Source organism: Leptospira brenneri, assembly GCF_002812125.1.
GTDB classification, from domain to species: domain Bacteria; phylum Spirochaetota; class Leptospiria; order Leptospirales; family Leptospiraceae; genus Leptospira_A; species Leptospira_A brenneri.
The window spans coordinates 393,397-409,866 of sequence record NZ_NPDQ01000002.1 but is presented as its reverse complement, the minus strand read 5'-3'; the positions used below and the strand labels follow the sequence as shown (position 1 = coordinate 409,866).

The window sequence follows — 16,470 nt, the reverse complement described above, 5'->3', positions numbered from 1 at the left end:
GGTTTGCCCAACTACGCTCTTCTCGTCGAATACGACGGCACTCATTTTTACGGATGGCAAAAACAAAAAAACTTACCAACAGTCCAATCGGCAATTGAATCAGCTCTTGCCATCATATTAAACAAAAATCCCGCCTCACGTTTGTCAGTTGCCGGGAGAACCGATACAGGTGTCCATGGCCTTGGAATGGTCTGTAATTTTAAAACAGAATTTCCCATTCCTAATTTTCATAAACTTCTTGTTTCCATCAATGCACTGACTCCTAAGGGTGTTTCTGTTAAAAACGTCGTTGAGGTTCCTTTAGAGTTTCATTCACGGTTCAGTTGCACAGGCAGAGAGTATATTTACAAAATTTATTATAATAAATATGAAAGTAGTTTTGTCGAAGGGCGTGCTTTTTGGGTCAAACATCATGTGGACTGGGATTTTGTAGAAAACCAACTCACGACCCTAATTGGAGAAAAGGATTTTCGTTCCTTAACGAAAGCAAAATCTATGGCAGGCAAAAGAGCAGTTCGTGAAATCTTTGACATCCGTTTGGAACGATTGACACCAGATTGGATTCAAATCCGGATCCGTGCCAATGGATTTATGCATAATATGGTTCGTATTACGGTAGGAACTTTACTGGACATTGGGAAGGGACGTTGGAATTCTAGATCCATCGGCTCCATTTTGGAAGAGAAGAACCGTTCGACAGCAGGGACCACCCTCCCGCCGGATGGACTCTATTTTGTCCGCGCATATTACGAAGATTATCCGGAAATTCATGAATTGTATAAAATCACTCTTCCTTAGCCTTTTTTTAGCTCTCACTCTATTTTCCGGTCTTCTTTCCGCACAAACCCTAGAGGAATACAACAAACGACGCTATGAAATTGGGGGTTGGGTCGGAGCTGCAAACCCCATGCCAGGAACCCCTACTGTTCGCATTTTGGACACAACCCTCGGTGGAGGATTTTACGCACGAATGCCCTGGCCTTGGATTTTTTACACTGAAGTGGGTGGTTCTTACGCTGTATTTTTGTCCAGATCCGAACGAGCTCTCACTGCTATGCCACTCTATGCTGCCTTGGCATATAAAATTCCCATTGAGCTTCCCATCCAATTCTTTATCAAAGGGGGCGGAGGCTCCTCTTATGTGGTTGCTCGTCCTTCCGATACGGCTCGTTGGAACCCAACCGCCTTTACTGGGTTAGAAGCAAGTTTTATTGCTGGCCGTAGAATTCGGATTGGGGTTCGATTGGACTATTATAAGATTTTTGAAACCAATATGGATGTTCCCAACCAGTACAGATACCCACTGGCCAGTCCTTATGATGACCCTCGTTTGCAAAACCCAGCCAATTACACTTTGCATAACGTAGATTTTTTCTATTTCGGTCTAACCGTTGGAGTGTTGTTTTGATTTATGAATCACAAGTATTTATCAGTCCTTATTCTTATTATTAATCTTTCAATCTTCCTAAACTGCAAACAAGGATTGGATTTAGGTGAGGAAACCAAACTTCCCGTAATTTCCACCCTCTTCAACAACAGAATGTTATTACTCCTCAAGGGAACCTACGCTACAGACAATCCACTCGACTGGAGTGAACTGAATAATGGAACCGGAGATTTATATGTTGATGCTCAAGGGGAAGGTCTTGATCCAATAATGACTTTGGTCAACCAACCCAAAGCCGGAAATATGCCTATCTTTCTTGATATTGGAGAGGTAAGGATATCCAGTAAATTTGAGAAAGGTTTTAATGAACTGACACAAATTCGAGACACGATAGATTCCAATAGATTCTGGGACTTCATCGCACCTAACAGGCAGGTGTTTTGTACGGTTACTTACTCTTTTGATAACAATACATGTACAGAAAGTAACGGGATTATGAAAGCCTATGACTTTTTTAATGGAATCGGTGCTCAGTTCCCATCCAATGATCCTTCTTCTGAAACTGTTGGTGGAGTTGCATCAGCGCTAACGACCGGAAGGTATTGGTTTGGACGCGAGTATTACTATGCAGGGATTTATTTTCGTTCGCTTGTGACAGGGTACGCACTGGATGCAGGAGCACCAATATCTAGTCGTTTTGACAATAGGCCTCTCATCAATGCCTTGAATATTGTTCCACGTAACAACTATGTAGCGGGCACTACTTCTTCTGCCAAAAGCACAATTGTTCCAAAAATGTTTCCTGCCTTATATTCTCAACTTTTTACTCAAGCGATCCAATCGGATATGATGATTCGGGATGGGTTTGATCCTTACATTTTAGAAGTAAGGATCAATTTAAAAGAAAACCTAATGTTGCATTCTTACTTATCCACTCGAGGAACTCCAGTTACTTATGTTGGCGTAAGCGATATTTTTTATGACCATAATGGGGAAGGAGACGCCGGCGGAAATATCTTGACAAGAGCGAGAATCATCTATCCAGAAACGGCATCCAGCCTCACTATCTCTGGTGGTGGTAACTCATTGTTACATTATTATGGCATTTTCCGGTATCACGAAGAAGAATTTATCAACGTTTTGCCTCTTGCTGCGACACCAGCAAAACAGGATGCTAAAATCAAATACCTAAACCCAGGAACATACAGAGCCGTTTGTTTGGGAGACCTGACGAAACAGGACGGTTATCCTGACACTGTAGTACGGCAGACTACATTTACGATTCCTGAATATCCATTCCGACAAACGTATAACGTCGATTTGGCCTGCCCATAGTAAAAAAATAACTTACCCTTTCAATTTTACTTTTTCTCTGGCACCGTTTTTTGTGAAGTTGGTAAAAGTACCAATGATATGAAAACGATATTGCTAAAACTCCGCTCTCTCTTTTCCAAGGATTCCCTGTCCCACGGGGAATTGCAATTTCCAATTCGATACAAACTCCTACTCATTACCTCGATTGTTTTACTTGTTTCGATGTCGGGGATCATCTTTCTTGCTTCTTATTTTTTCAGAAAAGATAGTGAGGTTCGAGTTAAAGAAAACAACATCAAAATCAATGAAATCCTTTCTTTAAAAGTGAAGTCGGATTTACATTCGATGAAACAGGATGTCCATATTACTGCATCGGCCATTCTTAGAAATCCCAATTCAAGTAATGCCATTGCCAAAGAGTTATTTGAAGAAGACCAAAACTTTCTATTGATTGGTGCCTATGACGTTAGCCTAAATCCAAAATTTGAAGCACTCAATGATGAATTTTTACAAAAATACGATTACCAAAAAGCAGAAGTAAGAACATTACTAAAAAACATCCAACCAAAATTAAAAAAATCATTCAGCGGAACTACTGTTATATGGAATGCAAGTCCCTATTTCCGCCATCCCATTCTTTGTCTTAGTTTCCCTCTATCAGAATCAAAAGACACACATACAATTCTAGTTACACTAATCAAACTGGATAGCCTACTTGATGCCTTTCAAACCTCAGGGCCAGTAGAAACCTTTCTTGTTAGTGAAGATGGAAGTGTCCTTGCTCATCCTGATGCCAAAGTAGTTTTGTCCGGAATCAATTTAAATGATCTGCCTATTGTAGAAAGAATGAAAAAGTCTACGGTTGATAACGGTCAGTTTCGTTATGAATCCAAAGATGGTGTGTCTTATCTCGGATCATTCAAAAAACTGGGACTCGGAGGTGTAGGGGTAATCTCTCAAGTTCGTGAAGCAAAAATTTTTGAAGAAGTTAATAACATTCAAAAACGAAATGTTTATATCTTAATCGTTTCACTAGCCCTATCGTTTATTGTTGTTTATATTTTTGCAAAGTCACTATCAACACCCATTCTAAAATTAGTAGATGCTTCTGAAGAAATTCGAAGAGGTAATTACCATATTGAACTTCATGCAACCACTCATGATGAAATTGGAACATTAACTAAATCGTTTGTGAGTATGGGACGCGGTTTAGAAGAACGTGAAAAACTAAAAGATTCCTTTGGAAGGTTTGTGAACCAAGACATTGCAGAACTTGCAGCGAAAGGAAAACTTTCCATTGGAGGCCAGAGAAAGTATTGTACAATCTTTTTCTCAGATATACGAAGTTTCACATCAATCTCCGAAAAGTTACAACCAGAAGAGGTTGTAGAATTTTTAAACCAGTACATGACAGAGATGGTAAAATGTGTTCAAGAAACCGGAGGGACTGTAGATAAATTTATCGGGGATGCTATCATGGCAACTTGGGGTGCTCTTCGTGACCACAGGCAACATGCGAAAGCAACAGTGGATGCAGCACTCCGTATGCGCGACAGACTCATTGAATTTAACCAAGGAAGAGGGAGTGTCAAAAAACCAATCATCCAAATTGGATGTGGGATTAACACTGGATATGTGATTGCAGGCCAGATCGGTAGCTCAGATAAAATGGAATACACAGTGATCGGAGATTCAGTAAACCTTGCCTCCCGTGTCGAGTCTCTAAACAAAGAAACGCAAACAGACATTCTAATTACGGATACCACTTACCAAGAAATAAAATCAGATTACCATGTCATCAGTATGGGAGAGATTGAGCTAAAAGGAAAATCCAAAGCTCAGAAAGTTTATGCAGTTCTTGGCAGAAAGTCAGATCCCGATTGCCCCAAAAGCTTAAGTGAATTACAAAAGTTAGTTGGAATCACAGCAGTGAAAAAGGGGAAAAAATGAATTTAGACAAACGAGATCGTCTCGTCTTATTTACCCTACTCGGTGTTGCTTTTTTATTTTCGATATTGTTTTATTTGGATTTAAATCGCAAAATTGGAATTGGCGACCGCGAAGTTGTTGGAACTATTTTTTTTAAAAACAATATTGTCCAAAGAAAATTTGAAGACGAAGTCATATGGGAAAAATTAGAAAATAATAGCCCTCTGACAAATAAAGATACGATTCGATCGGAAGCATTTTCTGACGCTCTGATTCGATTAAAAGATGGAACAGAAATTAACATTGATGAAAACTCAATGTTTAACTTGGATTTAACGGGAGAAGAACCAAATTTAGAATTCACTCAAGGTTCACTGGAAGTGAAAAAAGATGATTCTAAACCCAACCAATTAAAAATCACAAGTTCAGGAAGCGAAATCAATGTAGATTCTGGAAATGTCAAAATCGAGAAATCTAAAGAACGAGAACTTAGTTTATTTGTAGAAAAAGGAAAAACCACAGTTAAACAAAAGGACGGTAAATCTCTAGCTGTGGAAGAAGGGAAAAAAGCTGAGTTCAAAAAAACAGGAATTGAAATCAAAAAAATACCCGTTGTTCTTGTCGCTCCTACTTCTCAAAAATTATTTTATACAGAGCCAGACGATGTTTCAGTCCACTTCCAGTGGAAGTTGGAACCAGGATACAAAGATTCTAATTTAGAAATCTCAAGATCACCTAACTTTCAAATGACGTTAATTAACGAAAAAGTGGAAGGAACACAAACCTCTTTCCGGCTAAAGGAAGGAACCTTTTATTGGAGATTAAAAGTTAAAAATAAACAAGGCACAGATTTTGAATTTAGCGAAATCAATAAATTCTTTGTCACAAAACTTGAGTCCTTCCAAGGAGAATCACCAGAACAAGGAGCAGTTTTTCCTTTTGTTCAAACATTTCCATTGGTCACACTCACTTGGTCAAAACTAACAACTGCAAATTCATATAAATTAGTTTTATCAAATTCTCCAAAACTCACAAACCCAATCAAACAATTAGAAACCACGGCCAATCAGATTTCTTATGATGATTTAAAGGAAGGAACATACTACTGGAAGGTAATCGCGAAATCTTCTTTTCCTGATACCAAGGATCGTGAAAGCCAAGTTTTATCCTTTATCATCAAAAAACAAAATTCTATTCCTGCACCTAAATGGTTAAGGCCAACAAATGAATCAGAAATTTCTGCTGATGAAATTAAACAAAACCAAGCAATTCTCATTTGGGATGGGAATGCAGAATTAAAATCCTACCAACTAAAAATAGCAAATGATCCCAAAATGAAAAACATTGTTTTTTCCGAAGAAACTAGTTCTAACTTTCTTCTGCCAAACTGGAACGAACTCGGGAAAGGAAATTTTTATGCGAGTCTCGTTGGTAAATCAAAAGAAGGAAAAGAAACGGAAACTTCAACAATACTTAGTTTTACTGTTGTCGATAAAAAGAAAAAACAAGAACCCATAGAAGAACCAAACGAAAACAAACAAGAACCTAAACTTGAGATGATGTCACCGAACGGAACCATCGTTCAAATGAAGGGAAAAAATAGTTTAGACTTTCAATGGAAGGTATCTGGAACCACCCCAGACAAATATGATTTGGTTTTATACCAACATATAGCCGACAAAAAATCAGCAATCTATAAAATCACAACAAAAGAATCCAAACACAGCCTAAAAGATTTAGGAATCTTAGATGAAGGAACCTTCTCTTGGGACCTCAGTGTATATAAAGATTCCAACTTGTTATTGTCGAGAAAGGGAAGTTTTATTCTGGCATTAGATCAGTTTAAATCTTTAAAACCTTCTGATATTGAATTCATTTCACCAAAACGATTGTATAAAGAGAAACGATGAAACTAAATACAAAACAATTTTTATTATTTTTATGTTTGGTTTCGTTTTCTATCGGAGCTCAGGAAGGAACCAAACTCATTGCTTGGAAACCCATTCCTGATGCCAGTGGGTATCAAATCCAAATCAAAGAAAAGTCTGGCAAAATCATTACTGATAAGAAGATCGATACACCGTATCATTCCATTGAAGACCTCCCTTCAGGAATGTACTTAGTAAGGACTGCGCCCTTAAACTTATTTAAGAAACCTGCAGTTTGGTCTGTATGGAAAGATTTAGAAGTCATCATTTCTGAACCACCTCTAGTAGTGACAGAAGAAGAAAAACCCATCGTTCTTCCCAAATCAGAAACTAAGTCAGAAAAAACAATTTCCAACCTAACCATTGAAGGAGAACATTTTTTAGATGCAACAAAAGTAGATATCACTAAAAAAAATGAATCCCTTCCCATTTTGAGTAAGGAAGTAAAATCATCTGAACGGATCGACCTAAAAGTAGATACAACAGATGCCAAGTCAGGACCTTATGATTTAACAGTAACCAACCCTTACCAGAAACCAAAAGTGGTTACCAATTTTCTTCAGGTGGAAGAACCAAAACATACCCCCACTGCAGAAACTAAACAAGAATCTACTATTTCACAAAAAACTAATACAAAAGAAAATTCTGGACCTAAAAATTCAAAAGTTTCAGTTCCAAAAGGCAAACCATTTCGAGATTTTTCTTACGAGGAAATGTTAGCATTTTTAGAATCAGATGTTGCGCTCAATTGTAGACATACAAAAGTCCCAGCCCTCACTCTCAGCGAATGTCACAAAACATATGTTATTTTGAACTTTTCAAGTGAGGACAATCATTCCGTATTTGAGTTTTATAAATTGATTAGCGATAATGAATCTGACAGGACTAGTGCTTACCAGTATTTTAGTAGTAACTGTTCCCCTAAATTTCGGCCTGCTTTGGAAAGAATGGAAGTACAATCGAAAAATAGAAGTAATCTAGCCCCGGAAGAACGCCAATCGTTAGTCCAAGAATTGGCTAAATTTCGAAATTGTTCGCCATAATTTCTTTTTCTTTTGCTTGTAATGAATTCCTTTTTTTAGTCCTATTAAGAGAATGAGATACTCTTTGATCGCCTCGGTTGGAATTGTACTGGTAACCATACAAACCCTCCATTCCGAACCTTCCGTCCTGAGCCAAAATGTAAAAGAAGTCACAACTAGAATCCAAGATTTGGCTCTCTATCCTACTCTTTCGAAAAAAAGACTCTATGGTGCTGTTGCCAAAGGTGGTGCCATTCGATTTGATTTAAAAGCCGGAGAAGCCTCACCTCAATCCATAGGCATTGGGGTAGCTACTGATGGAAAACTAAAAGAATGGGTTCTAACTGTTTATTCTGGCAACGGACAAAACGAAAACCCATCCATTCTAAGAAAGGAAAAAATTGAAGGGGAAGTACAGTGGGTCTTTGAATTGTTAGCCCCACCAGACGAAATCACTGTAGAAATTCAGAACGTAAACTCTGATACACCTGTTACCGTGGTAGAAATTGTTCATGGTTATTATTATGGATATTCAGTGGATAAAGAAAACAATAACAAACCCCAACCACAGAATCCAACCAAACCAAATCCTACAGATCCAGAAAAACTTTCACCAAATGACGTTCAAAATAGAACTGAGTTTTACCGAGCACCTTTTACTAAAGACTGAAACAAGTTTTTAAAAATAAAATCAGTATACTCATCATAACAAGTCGGTGACATATGACCTGCATCACTAAAGTTGTTGCAGGTATAATTTGGATCGTCGTTCATATTCCAAAATGGAATCCCATTTTTCTTATGATACTCTAACATTCTTGGAAACCAATCGTGATAGACAGTGTCTTCTTTTCCATTCCCTACAGAAACTTTTAAATTTCGGATGTGATCCATATATGGTAAAGATAACCTAACCCAAATCACAGCAGATGGTACATCCAGTTCTTTTGCTAACATAAGAGATTGGTCTGTAAAACTCAAAATCTGATCCGAAAAATGAAATGGAACCAAATAGGAATGAAAATCTCCAAACGCAGATTTTTTTAATAATTCTTGTGGAAGAACAGATTTATGAGTTCCAGGTGTCATTGCAGAACCCTTCCCCCGACTCAAATTCTCCATTAAATTATTTCGTAATTCTCGATACGGAATCAACATTGTATCTTTGTTTTTAGCACGAGTCACAATCACTTCTAATTTAGGACGATATTGGTAAGCTCGAAACATTCGTTTGGCAACAAGAGTTGAGATATCATCTGTTGAAAATGATGAAAAATGTTTTAAAACAAAAGATACATTCAGTCCGTTTGTGAGTGTTTCATCCACTTTCAATGTCGCTGCGGAGTTATACATTTCCACAGAATGATCAAACAAAAAGAAATCTGGTTTTACTTTGTCTTTATGAAACTCTTCCATCCATTGCAAAACATAATCAGGTTTTCCTCCAGGAACAGAGAAGTTAAACATTACCCAACCTGGATATTTTTTATGAATGTATTCGTTATCGAATAATAAAGCACGTGAGTTTCCAAAATAAACAAGTACCTTGTCTCTATCTTTGTTCGATAGATAAACTTTTAAGTCTTCGTATAATTGATTTTTTTGAATGTAATTAATGTCAGAAAGTGATTTGGAAAAATAAGTATGTACATTTTCCAAAAGTAATAATTTATCTAGACAAAAGGTTAAAAATACAACTAGAAATGGGACAAGTAAATATCGATTACGAATTAAATCCACAATGTCTCCTAAAACTTATAATAGATAAATTCTCCGCCATCTTGTGAAAGTGTGGCGAGAAGGAAAATGGTAACAACACCAAGTATGGGAACAAGCCATACATCATGTTTACGAATCCGATCCCAAAACTCAGGAACATACTGGATATGATGAAAAAATAAAAGAGCAATAGAAGTATAAAAGATTCGTTCCAAGTTTTCAATGTGTTGGAACCGAAACGAAGAACCATTTCCAAATAAAGATGTAGCAGAAACCAACCATTCATTGGAATCACCAGAAAACATGATTTCTAAACTATGTGTGAAATGTGTAAAAATTCCGTAGAAATGATCGACCATATTGGTTGCGTTGTTGGATCGAAACATAAGTCCAGAAATAGAAAACAAAACAAAAACAATGAAGGCCTTAAAAACGATAAGAAACTTATTTTTTTCAGGAGTTAACTTCCAACCAAGTTTGTCTTCAAAATACCTTTCCCCCGCAAGAATCACTCCCCAATAAAATCCCCAACAGATAAAAGTATAATCAGCACCGTGCCAAAATCCTCCTAGAGTCATAATGATGATGAGGTTTAAGTAAGTGCGAAGTTCTCCTTTGCGAGATCCACCGAGTGGAAAATAAATATAATCCCTGAGCCAAAAAGAAAGAGTGATATGCCAACGTTTCCAGAGTTCCCTTCCCGATGTAGAGAAAAAGGGAGCTTTGAAGTTTTCCGGAGTTTCAAAACCTAAAAACAAAGCAATGGAACGCGCCATGTCGGTAAGACCAGAAAAATCACTATATACTTGGATGGAATAACAGATACCTGCCATGAACAGAGAGAAGGAATCATACTCGGCAGGAGCACCAAACACTGGTGATATGGTAAGAGACATTGGGTCTGCCACCAAAACTTTTTTTACAAGTCCTGACATAAGTAAATAAGATGCCCGATACATTTTTTCTTTGTTCGGAACGAGTTTGTCTAAGTTTGGAAAGAAGTCAGACATTCTCATGATTGGTCCTGCGATGAGTACAGGGAAAAAAGCAACAAAGAGAAAATAATCGTCTACCTTTACCAGAGGTTTTGAGGAATCGCGATAGGTATCAATGGCTGCGGCAATGACTTGGAAAGTGTAAAAACTAATCGCGAGTGGTAATGCAATGTGAATGAGATCAGGAACTTGTTTAAAGAACGGATAGTTCGTTAGATCAGCAAGAACCTTACTAAAGAAATATATATATTTAAAAAATCCTAAGTTGATTAGGTTGAGGGAAACTGTAATCCCAATCCAAAACTTTGTCGGAGTGGATTTGATTTTTCGATACAATAGATAATTGATGCTGATGACGATCAGAAAATGGAAAGTGAGAGTTAGCGAAAAATAAGCATAAAAGCCAATTCCTGAAATGAGTAGGAAATACTTTCGAAACTCTCTTGGAATGGCCCAATAGAGCAAATAAACAATGGAAAAAAAGATTAAAAATGGGATTGAGTTGAACAACATATCAAGGAAGGAATTGTCTCTCCCAGTAATCGGTTTCTGAACTTGGTGTCAATCCTTCTTTCAGGTGATTAAATTCTGTTTCGTCCTCTTCGGCTTCTCTTTTGAGCCATTCTGCATAAAATTCTTCTGAGCTCATTCGTTTGGCACGAAGCCTTCTGGCAAAACGGATAATTTCCTTATCTGTAGTAACCACCAAACACTGCGCAGGTACTGGACATAAGTTGAGATAACCGATGATGAGTTCGTCTGCTTTTTTTTCATGGCTATAGTGGATGGAAAACTTACCCCAATCTTCCGAATAACAATCAGAGGTAAGATCCTTTTTTCCGTCAAAAAAGACCAAAATTTTGGAGTGTTGATCCTCAGAATAGAATCGATCTAGATGGAGGAGTAACCCATCCCGGGCATCTTGTAGGCGATATTCACCTAAACAAAAAGCCAAATCGGGAAATTTATACATTAGATTCATCCCATCGATCAGGATTCTCTCAATTACGGGCACAACTCTATTGAAACCACTTGCCAGATCCGATTAAACCAAAAAAACGTAAACATGGGGAAAAAAATAATCATCGTCGGTGCCTCTAGTGGGATCGGAAAAGCCATAGCAGAAGCTGAATTGAACGCAGGGAATTCCGTGGTTCTTTTAGCTAGAAGGGAAAAGTCCTTAGAATCGATTGCCAAGAAGGCAAATACAAACAAAGACAAAAGAGCCTTCCCTTTGGTCTTTGATGTGACCAAGTTTTCCACAGCAGAAAAAACCTTTCAGAAAGCAGTGAGTTTACTCGGAGGAGTGGACGAGGTGTATTTTGCTTCGGGTGTGATGCCACAGATTTCTCCTAATGAGTACAATACGACAAAAGATTTAGAAATGTTAAACATCAATCTTCTTGGTGCTGTTGCCTTTTTAAATCCAGTGGCTACTTATTTTACAAACCAAAAGTCAGGTAAAATCATTGGAATCTCCTCCATTGCTGGAGAGCGAGGCCGAAAAGGAAATCCAGTTTATAATACATCTAAAGCTGGATTCAACACATATTTGGAAGCACTACGCAATCGACTTTCAGAATCCAACGTTCAGGTAACAACGATTAAACCAGGATTCGTGATTACTGAAATGACAAAAGGCCTAAGTCTTCCTGAAAAGGGATTACTAAAAGCAATCACTGCCGAAGAAGCCGCAGAAAAAATTCGTAACATCGTAAGTGCTGGAAAAGATGAGGCATTTGTTCCTGGAATCTGGGCTCTTGTTGGTCTTATCATTCGAAACATTCCCAATTTCATTTTTAAAAAACTGAGTATATAACATGGTAGCAAAAAAAACAAAATCCATTTCTGATTTAAAAATACCTCAAAAGGAAAAAGTTGAAGCTTGGGGAATGAGTTCCTTTTCCCTATCGCCAGTATTTCGCCCAGAAACAGAAGAAGAAATCAAAGAACTACTTGTTTGGGCGAACCAAACAGGCACCAAAGTCGCGTTACGTGGTGGCGGTTGTAGTTATGGGGATGCCTCAACAAATACAGATGGAATCGTTTTAGATCTAACTCATTTTAATAAAGTTTTAGATTTTAATGTAAAAACTGGTGTGATGACAGTTCAATCAGGAGCAAGGATCAAAGACCTTTGGGAAACCGGAATTGAAAACGGATATTGGCCTCCAGTAGTTTCTGGAACCATGATGCCTACACTTGGTGGGGCCCTTTCCATGAACATTCATGGGAAAAATAATTTTAAAGTGGGAACCATCGGCGAACACATCAAAGAATTTACTTTTCTCACTGCAAAAGGAGATATCTTAGTTTGTTCTCCTAAAAAAAATACAGACCTATTTTATTCTGCCATTTCCGGCTTTGGAATGTTAGGTTGTTTCTTAACAGTGCAAATCAAAATGAAACCGATCTACGCTGGCAAAATGAAAATTGATCCAGTTTATGTAAGAAACTTTGATGAGTTATTTGCATATTTTGAAGAACATTACAAATCTTCTGATTATTTAGTTGGTTGGATTGATGCTTTTGCTTCAGGGAAAGCGATGGGTCGCGGCCAAATTCATAAGGCTACCAACCTAAAAGAAGGAGAAGATCCTGATTTTCCAGGTAACTGTTTGTTAGAAAGACAACACCTCCCCTCCCGCCTATTCTATGTAATTCCTAAAAAGTGGATGTGGATCCTCATGCGTCCTTTCAGTTTTAATTTAGGAATGCGCCTCATTAATTTGGCAAAATGCATTGCGAGTATTCTAGTAAACAATAAAGCATACTACCAAGGACATGCAGAATATGCGTTTCTTTTAGACTATGTTCCGAATTGGAAATTTGTATATAAACCAGGAGCAATGATCCAATACCAAGTATTCATTCCGAAGGAAAACGCAAAACAAGCGTTCCGTGAAATTTTCACTATTTGTCAAGAACGTGGGATTGTGAATTATCTTTCTGTTTTCAAAAAACACAAACCAGATCCATTTTTACTCACACATGCTGTAGATGGATTCTCTATGGCGATGGATTTTCCTGTAACGAAAGGAAATAGAGAAAAACTTTGGTCTCTTTGTAAAGAGATGGATGAAATTGTTTTAAAACACAAAGGTAGATTTTATTTTGCAAAAGATTCCACTCTTCGTAAACGAGTGATGGAATCTTATTTCCCTAAGGACAATTTAAAAAGATTTTACTCTTTGAAGAAAAAATACGATCCAAAAGGAATTTTACAAACCGATCTCTACAAACGAGTGTTTTTAACAGAGAATTAAATCTTTAACGGTCATTAAAACAAACTTAAGCAGAGCATGAATATTTAGAACTAAAAATCAACTAGTTTTAAATATTCATTCTTCTATACAAAAAGTACGCTGCGGAAGTAAAAATTACCGGTGTCATCCACATTCCAATCCAAATGGGTAAGGCACCGTTCTCAGCCAAAGTTTTGGCTGTTGAATTTAAAATATAATACAAAAGTACAACTGCAATGGTAAGGCCCAAACTCGCTACACCTGCGGAACGTTTGGTGATGGCACCAGCAAGTGCCCCTAAGGTTACTACAACAAAAGCCATGAGTGGCATGGCAAAAGCCATGTGTTGTTGGATGATTACGTTTCGAAAAGGGATTCCTTTAGTAATTCTAGATTCAATTTCATCTGCTAATTCAAAAAAATTCATTTCTTCTGGGTTACGAATTGGTTTGGAAAAATAAGCCAAATCTTCTGGGAAGTCATAAGTTTTTTCTGGATATTTGATCCGAGACACAAGCTCTAGGTTTTCATTGAATCGTACTTCTTCGGCATCATACAAAACCCAACTATGAGGAGAAGGAATGAACTTTGCTTTTTGCGAAGAAACTGTATAGGTAGGATGTCCGTCAGGTTTGATTTCAATATAATTGAATCCACCCTTTACGGTGTTTTCTTTTTCATCGATCCAATAGACGTAATAAAATCCTTTTTTTCCTTTGATATGCAATTGGTAGACAAAATCAATCAGTCGATTGGAACCCTTTGCCATGATACTAAATTCTATCTGTGCTTTTTTGTTGGCTGGTATCACAACCGTTTGGCCAAAGAGAGTCATAATGAGCCACATTGCGATTCCAAAAAGTAAAATTGGTGTGATGATACGTATGAAGGATACCCCTGCTACCATCATCGCCACAAGTTCTTTGTTCACACTGAATTGGCCGATGACAAAACAAACAGAGAACATAAGCGCAGGAGCCACTACCTGATCCACCATCGATGGCAAAGAATATAAAACATGTAAATATACATGCGTTTGATTTACCTTGGAAGAAACCAAATACTTCATCACGTCTGTGAATTTATAAATCACAATCATGGATGTTAACATGATGAGAGTGCCAAGAAAGGTTTTAAAAAAATCTAAAAATAAATAACGATCCAAAGTTCGAAACGGAATGAACTCTCTTTTGAACCAAAGAAATGGTGTTAACAACAAATTCATAAAATTTCCAGTAGTAACATACTCATATCGTCGGAAATTCGTTTTGCCGAAAATGACATAGAGTCCTCATATAAAGCATTCAAAAATTCTTCACCTTTTTTGTCAGAATGATTTTTTATGGATGTTAGTAAATGTTCATCTCCATAGATTTCACCGGCCTCATCAAAAACTTCCAAAATTCCATCAGAATAGATTAAAATTCGATCTCCGGCGTTAGGAGTAATTATAAAATCTTTCAAATTGAGTTTTAAATAAGATACAATGAGGGTTCCTTTACCCTCCATAAAGGTTGGATCAAGATCTTTCTCGATTCGGATGAGGGGTGGATGACCCGCAATCGAATAATGAATTTCCTTTGTCACCGTATCTACAAATAAAACACAAGCGCTGATATGGTTATTCGGAACTAACCCTTGTAAATCGGTATGAATCGACTTTAAACAAGTAGATGGTTCTGGCGCATTTGCATGAATTTTAAAAGCAAGGACAGCCATGGCAGAAACCATAGCCGAAGCGATTCCATGGCCAGAAACATCTGCAAAAAAAAGAGCCAACTTTCCATCTTCTCTTTCCAAATAACTAATGGCATCACCACCTACTTGCCCAAAAGATCGAAAAAAAGAATGAATCCTAATTCCTTTTGTTTTTGGCCATTGTGAAGTTACAAGATTGGATTGAGTTTCATTTGCCTGTTCCAATTCATTCAACATTCGATCCTGAAAACCTTTGAGTTTTGACTCAGAGATTCTTAATTTTTCCACAGAACTCAGTCGGATATTGAGAGTAAGGTAAGAAACCAAAGTTGGTGTGATGATTGCTGATAGGTATAAAGGTAAATCTACTTGTGGTTCCTTTGTGTATAGACCAATGAGAATTCCCGCAGAAGTGACAGTCCCTAAATAAGAAACAAGAGATCTCCGATCCACAAAACTGACACCGATACAAGACAAAACCAAAATCATTCCCACCAAATAACCAATGTAAAGTGAATTCCAATACAAAAGAGCAAGGGAATGAGCGCTCATTGTATAAAAGAAAAACAACATAATGGTTTGGATATGTTTACGAACCCAATCAGAAAAATAAGTGGCAAAGAAAAATCCCAAGGTTAAAAGAGCATGTAAAACACGAATCCATTTTGGATCATATAATCCTAATTCACTAGTAGGAGCAAAAATTCCAAATCCGATAAAACTAAAAAAAACAACAAGGCAAATCCGAGAAATCTTCATCACCTCGTCATCAAGTTTAAATCGTTCTTGGAAAGATTTTTTCATCATACCAAATGGTCTCGTCCAAATTTTGTTTTGAAGTGATCTGGAAGTGCGGAAGGTTTTTGTAATTCAAAATCGAACCAAACAAAAGCAGCATTCCCCGTCAAAACACATTCTTCATTTTCATTCCACATAGAACAAACCACTGTAAAAGCTCTAGAAGAAATGGAATCTACTTCTAAGGTAATTTCCAAAGTTGCGGGGAATACTACCTGTTTGCGATAGTCCATATCTAGATGTGTTAAAACGGGTCCGCCTTTTACTGGTTTTGATGGAGAATCCCACAAACCTTCTTTTGTAAAATAATCTGCTCTTGCAGACTCAAAGTACCTAACGTACGTAACATTGTTTACATGACCGAAGGCATCCATCTCACCCCAAACTACTTGTTGGGTGAATTTATGTTTATATTTGACTGGTTTTGGCATGATT

General features: G+C 37.4%; 15 protein-coding genes. 9 read left to right on the top strand and 6 right to left on the bottom strand.

The window, feature by feature from the left end; genetic code table 11:
• Positions 1-3: 3 nt before the first annotated feature.
• From truA to CH361_RS05300, 7 genes are all read left to right on the top strand, one after another.
• Positions 4-798, top strand: a complete 795-nt coding sequence (gene truA, locus CH361_RS05330; RefSeq protein ID WP_100789788.1) for a tRNA pseudouridine(38-40) synthase TruA — start codon at positions 4-6, stop codon at positions 796-798.
• Entirely contained in the window at positions 770-1,408 is a 639-nt protein-coding gene (locus CH361_RS05325) for a hypothetical protein (protein WP_100789787.1), read from the top strand. Before truA ends, CH361_RS05325 begins: the two co-directional genes overlap by 29 nt.
• Positions 1,409-1,411: 3 nt before the next feature.
• Entirely contained in the window at positions 1,412-2,722 is a 1,311-nt protein-coding gene (locus CH361_RS05320) for an LIC11270 family surface protein (RefSeq protein ID WP_100789786.1), read from the top strand.
• A 78-nt stretch (positions 2,723-2,800) separates the two neighbouring features.
• Complete coding sequence (locus CH361_RS05315) at positions 2,801-4,651, top strand: adenylate/guanylate cyclase domain-containing protein (protein WP_100789785.1); 1,851 nt, start codon at positions 2,801-2,803, stop codon at positions 4,649-4,651.
• Entirely contained in the window at positions 4,648-6,540 is a 1,893-nt protein-coding gene (locus CH361_RS05310; RefSeq protein ID WP_100789784.1) for a FecR domain-containing protein, read from the top strand. The genes CH361_RS05315 and CH361_RS05310 overlap by 4 nt, the downstream gene beginning before the upstream one ends.
• Positions 6,537-7,601, top strand: coding sequence for a hypothetical protein (locus tag CH361_RS05305; protein WP_100789783.1), 1,065 nt, complete (start codon positions 6,537-6,539; stop codon positions 7,599-7,601). Before CH361_RS05310 ends, CH361_RS05305 begins: the two co-directional genes overlap by 4 nt.
• A gap of 52 nt (positions 7,602-7,653) precedes the next feature.
• Positions 7,654-8,250 (top strand): hypothetical protein, encoded by a 597-nt coding sequence (locus CH361_RS05300; protein ID WP_244279596.1) that lies wholly within the window; start codon positions 7,654-7,656, stop codon positions 8,248-8,250.
• Here CH361_RS05300 and CH361_RS05295 read toward each other — a convergent pair.
• From CH361_RS05295 to CH361_RS05285, 3 genes are read right to left on the bottom strand one after another with little or no spacing between them, the layout of a single operon-like run.
• Positions 8,223-9,320, bottom strand: coding sequence for a DUF1574 domain-containing protein (locus CH361_RS05295; protein WP_100789782.1), 1,098 nt, complete (start codon positions 9,318-9,320; stop codon positions 8,223-8,225). The genes CH361_RS05300 and CH361_RS05295 overlap by 28 nt on opposite strands.
• Before the next feature lie 8 nt (positions 9,321-9,328).
• Entirely contained in the window at positions 9,329-10,807 is a 1,479-nt protein-coding gene (locus CH361_RS05290) for an MBOAT family O-acyltransferase (RefSeq protein ID WP_100789781.1), read from the bottom strand.
• 1 nt (position 10,808) lies between these two features.
• Positions 10,809-11,309 carry an NYN domain-containing protein gene (locus CH361_RS05285; protein WP_279627933.1) on the bottom strand — a complete coding sequence of 167 codons (501 nt, stop codon included), beginning with the start codon at positions 11,307-11,309 and terminating at the stop codon, positions 10,809-10,811.
• A gap of 51 nt (positions 11,310-11,360) precedes the next feature.
• Between CH361_RS05285 and CH361_RS05280 the strand changes: the two genes are divergently transcribed.
• Together CH361_RS05280 and CH361_RS05275 are read left to right on the top strand one after the other, a co-directional pair.
• Positions 11,361-12,113 carry an SDR family NAD(P)-dependent oxidoreductase gene (locus tag CH361_RS05280; RefSeq protein WP_100789779.1) on the top strand — a complete coding sequence of 251 codons (753 nt, stop codon included), beginning with the start codon at positions 11,361-11,363 and terminating at the stop codon, positions 12,111-12,113.
• A gap of 1 nt (position 12,114) precedes the next feature.
• Positions 12,115-13,560, top strand: a complete 1,446-nt coding sequence (locus tag CH361_RS05275) for an FAD-binding oxidoreductase (RefSeq protein ID WP_100789778.1) — start codon at positions 12,115-12,117, stop codon at positions 13,558-13,560.
• Positions 13,561-13,627: 67 nt separating this feature from the next.
• On the opposite strand, the gene CH361_RS05270 is transcribed toward CH361_RS05275, so the two are convergent.
• The 3 genes from CH361_RS05270 to CH361_RS05260 are packed head-to-tail and all read right to left on the bottom strand — an operon-like array spanning position 13,628 to position 16,466.
• Entirely contained in the window at positions 13,628-14,764 is a 1,137-nt protein-coding gene (locus CH361_RS05270) for an LptF/LptG family permease (protein WP_100789777.1), read from the bottom strand.
• Complete coding sequence (locus CH361_RS05265; RefSeq protein ID WP_100789776.1) at positions 14,761-16,044, bottom strand: PP2C family protein-serine/threonine phosphatase; 1,284 nt, start codon at positions 16,042-16,044, stop codon at positions 14,761-14,763. Before CH361_RS05265 ends, CH361_RS05270 begins: the two co-directional genes overlap by 4 nt.
• A complete protein-coding gene (locus CH361_RS05260; RefSeq protein WP_100789775.1) occupies positions 16,041-16,466 on the bottom strand; it encodes an acyl-CoA thioesterase in 426 nt (141 codons plus the stop codon). Before CH361_RS05260 ends, CH361_RS05265 begins: the two co-directional genes overlap by 4 nt.
• Positions 16,467-16,470 lie beyond the last annotated feature (4 nt).

Excerpts from the sequence above, each read along its gene's own strand:
- CH361_RS05270 (WP_100789777.1), bottom strand. The coding sequence starts at position 14,764 with ATGAATTTGTTGTTAACACCATTTCTTTGGTTCAAAAGAGAGTTCATT.
- CH361_RS05275 (WP_100789778.1), top strand. The coding sequence starts at position 12,115 with ATGGTAGCAAAAAAAACAAAATCCATTTCTGATTTAAAAATACCTCAA.
- CH361_RS05315 (WP_100789785.1), top strand. The coding sequence starts at position 2,801 with ATGAAAACGATATTGCTAAAACTCCGCTCTCTCTTTTCCAAGGATTCC.
- CH361_RS05260 (WP_100789775.1), bottom strand. The coding sequence starts at position 16,466 with ATGCCAAAACCAGTCAAATATAAACATAAATTCACCCAACAAGTAGTT.
- CH361_RS05300 (WP_244279596.1), top strand. The coding sequence starts at position 7,654 with ATGAGATACTCTTTGATCGCCTCGGTTGGAATTGTACTGGTAACCATA.
- CH361_RS05305 (WP_100789783.1), top strand. The coding sequence starts at position 6,537 with ATGAAACTAAATACAAAACAATTTTTATTATTTTTATGTTTGGTTTCG.
- CH361_RS05320 (WP_100789786.1), top strand. The coding sequence starts at position 1,412 with ATGAATCACAAGTATTTATCAGTCCTTATTCTTATTATTAATCTTTCA.
- CH361_RS05265 (WP_100789776.1), bottom strand. The coding sequence starts at position 16,044 with ATGATGAAAAAATCTTTCCAAGAACGATTTAAACTTGATGACGAGGTG.
- CH361_RS05280 (WP_100789779.1), top strand. The coding sequence starts at position 11,361 with ATGGGGAAAAAAATAATCATCGTCGGTGCCTCTAGTGGGATCGGAAAA.
- CH361_RS05310 (WP_100789784.1), top strand. The coding sequence starts at position 4,648 with ATGAATTTAGACAAACGAGATCGTCTCGTCTTATTTACCCTACTCGGT.
- CH361_RS05325 (WP_100789787.1), top strand. The coding sequence starts at position 770 with ATGAATTGTATAAAATCACTCTTCCTTAGCCTTTTTTTAGCTCTCACT.
- CH361_RS05290 (WP_100789781.1), bottom strand. The coding sequence starts at position 10,807 with ATGTTGTTCAACTCAATCCCATTTTTAATCTTTTTTTCCATTGTTTAT.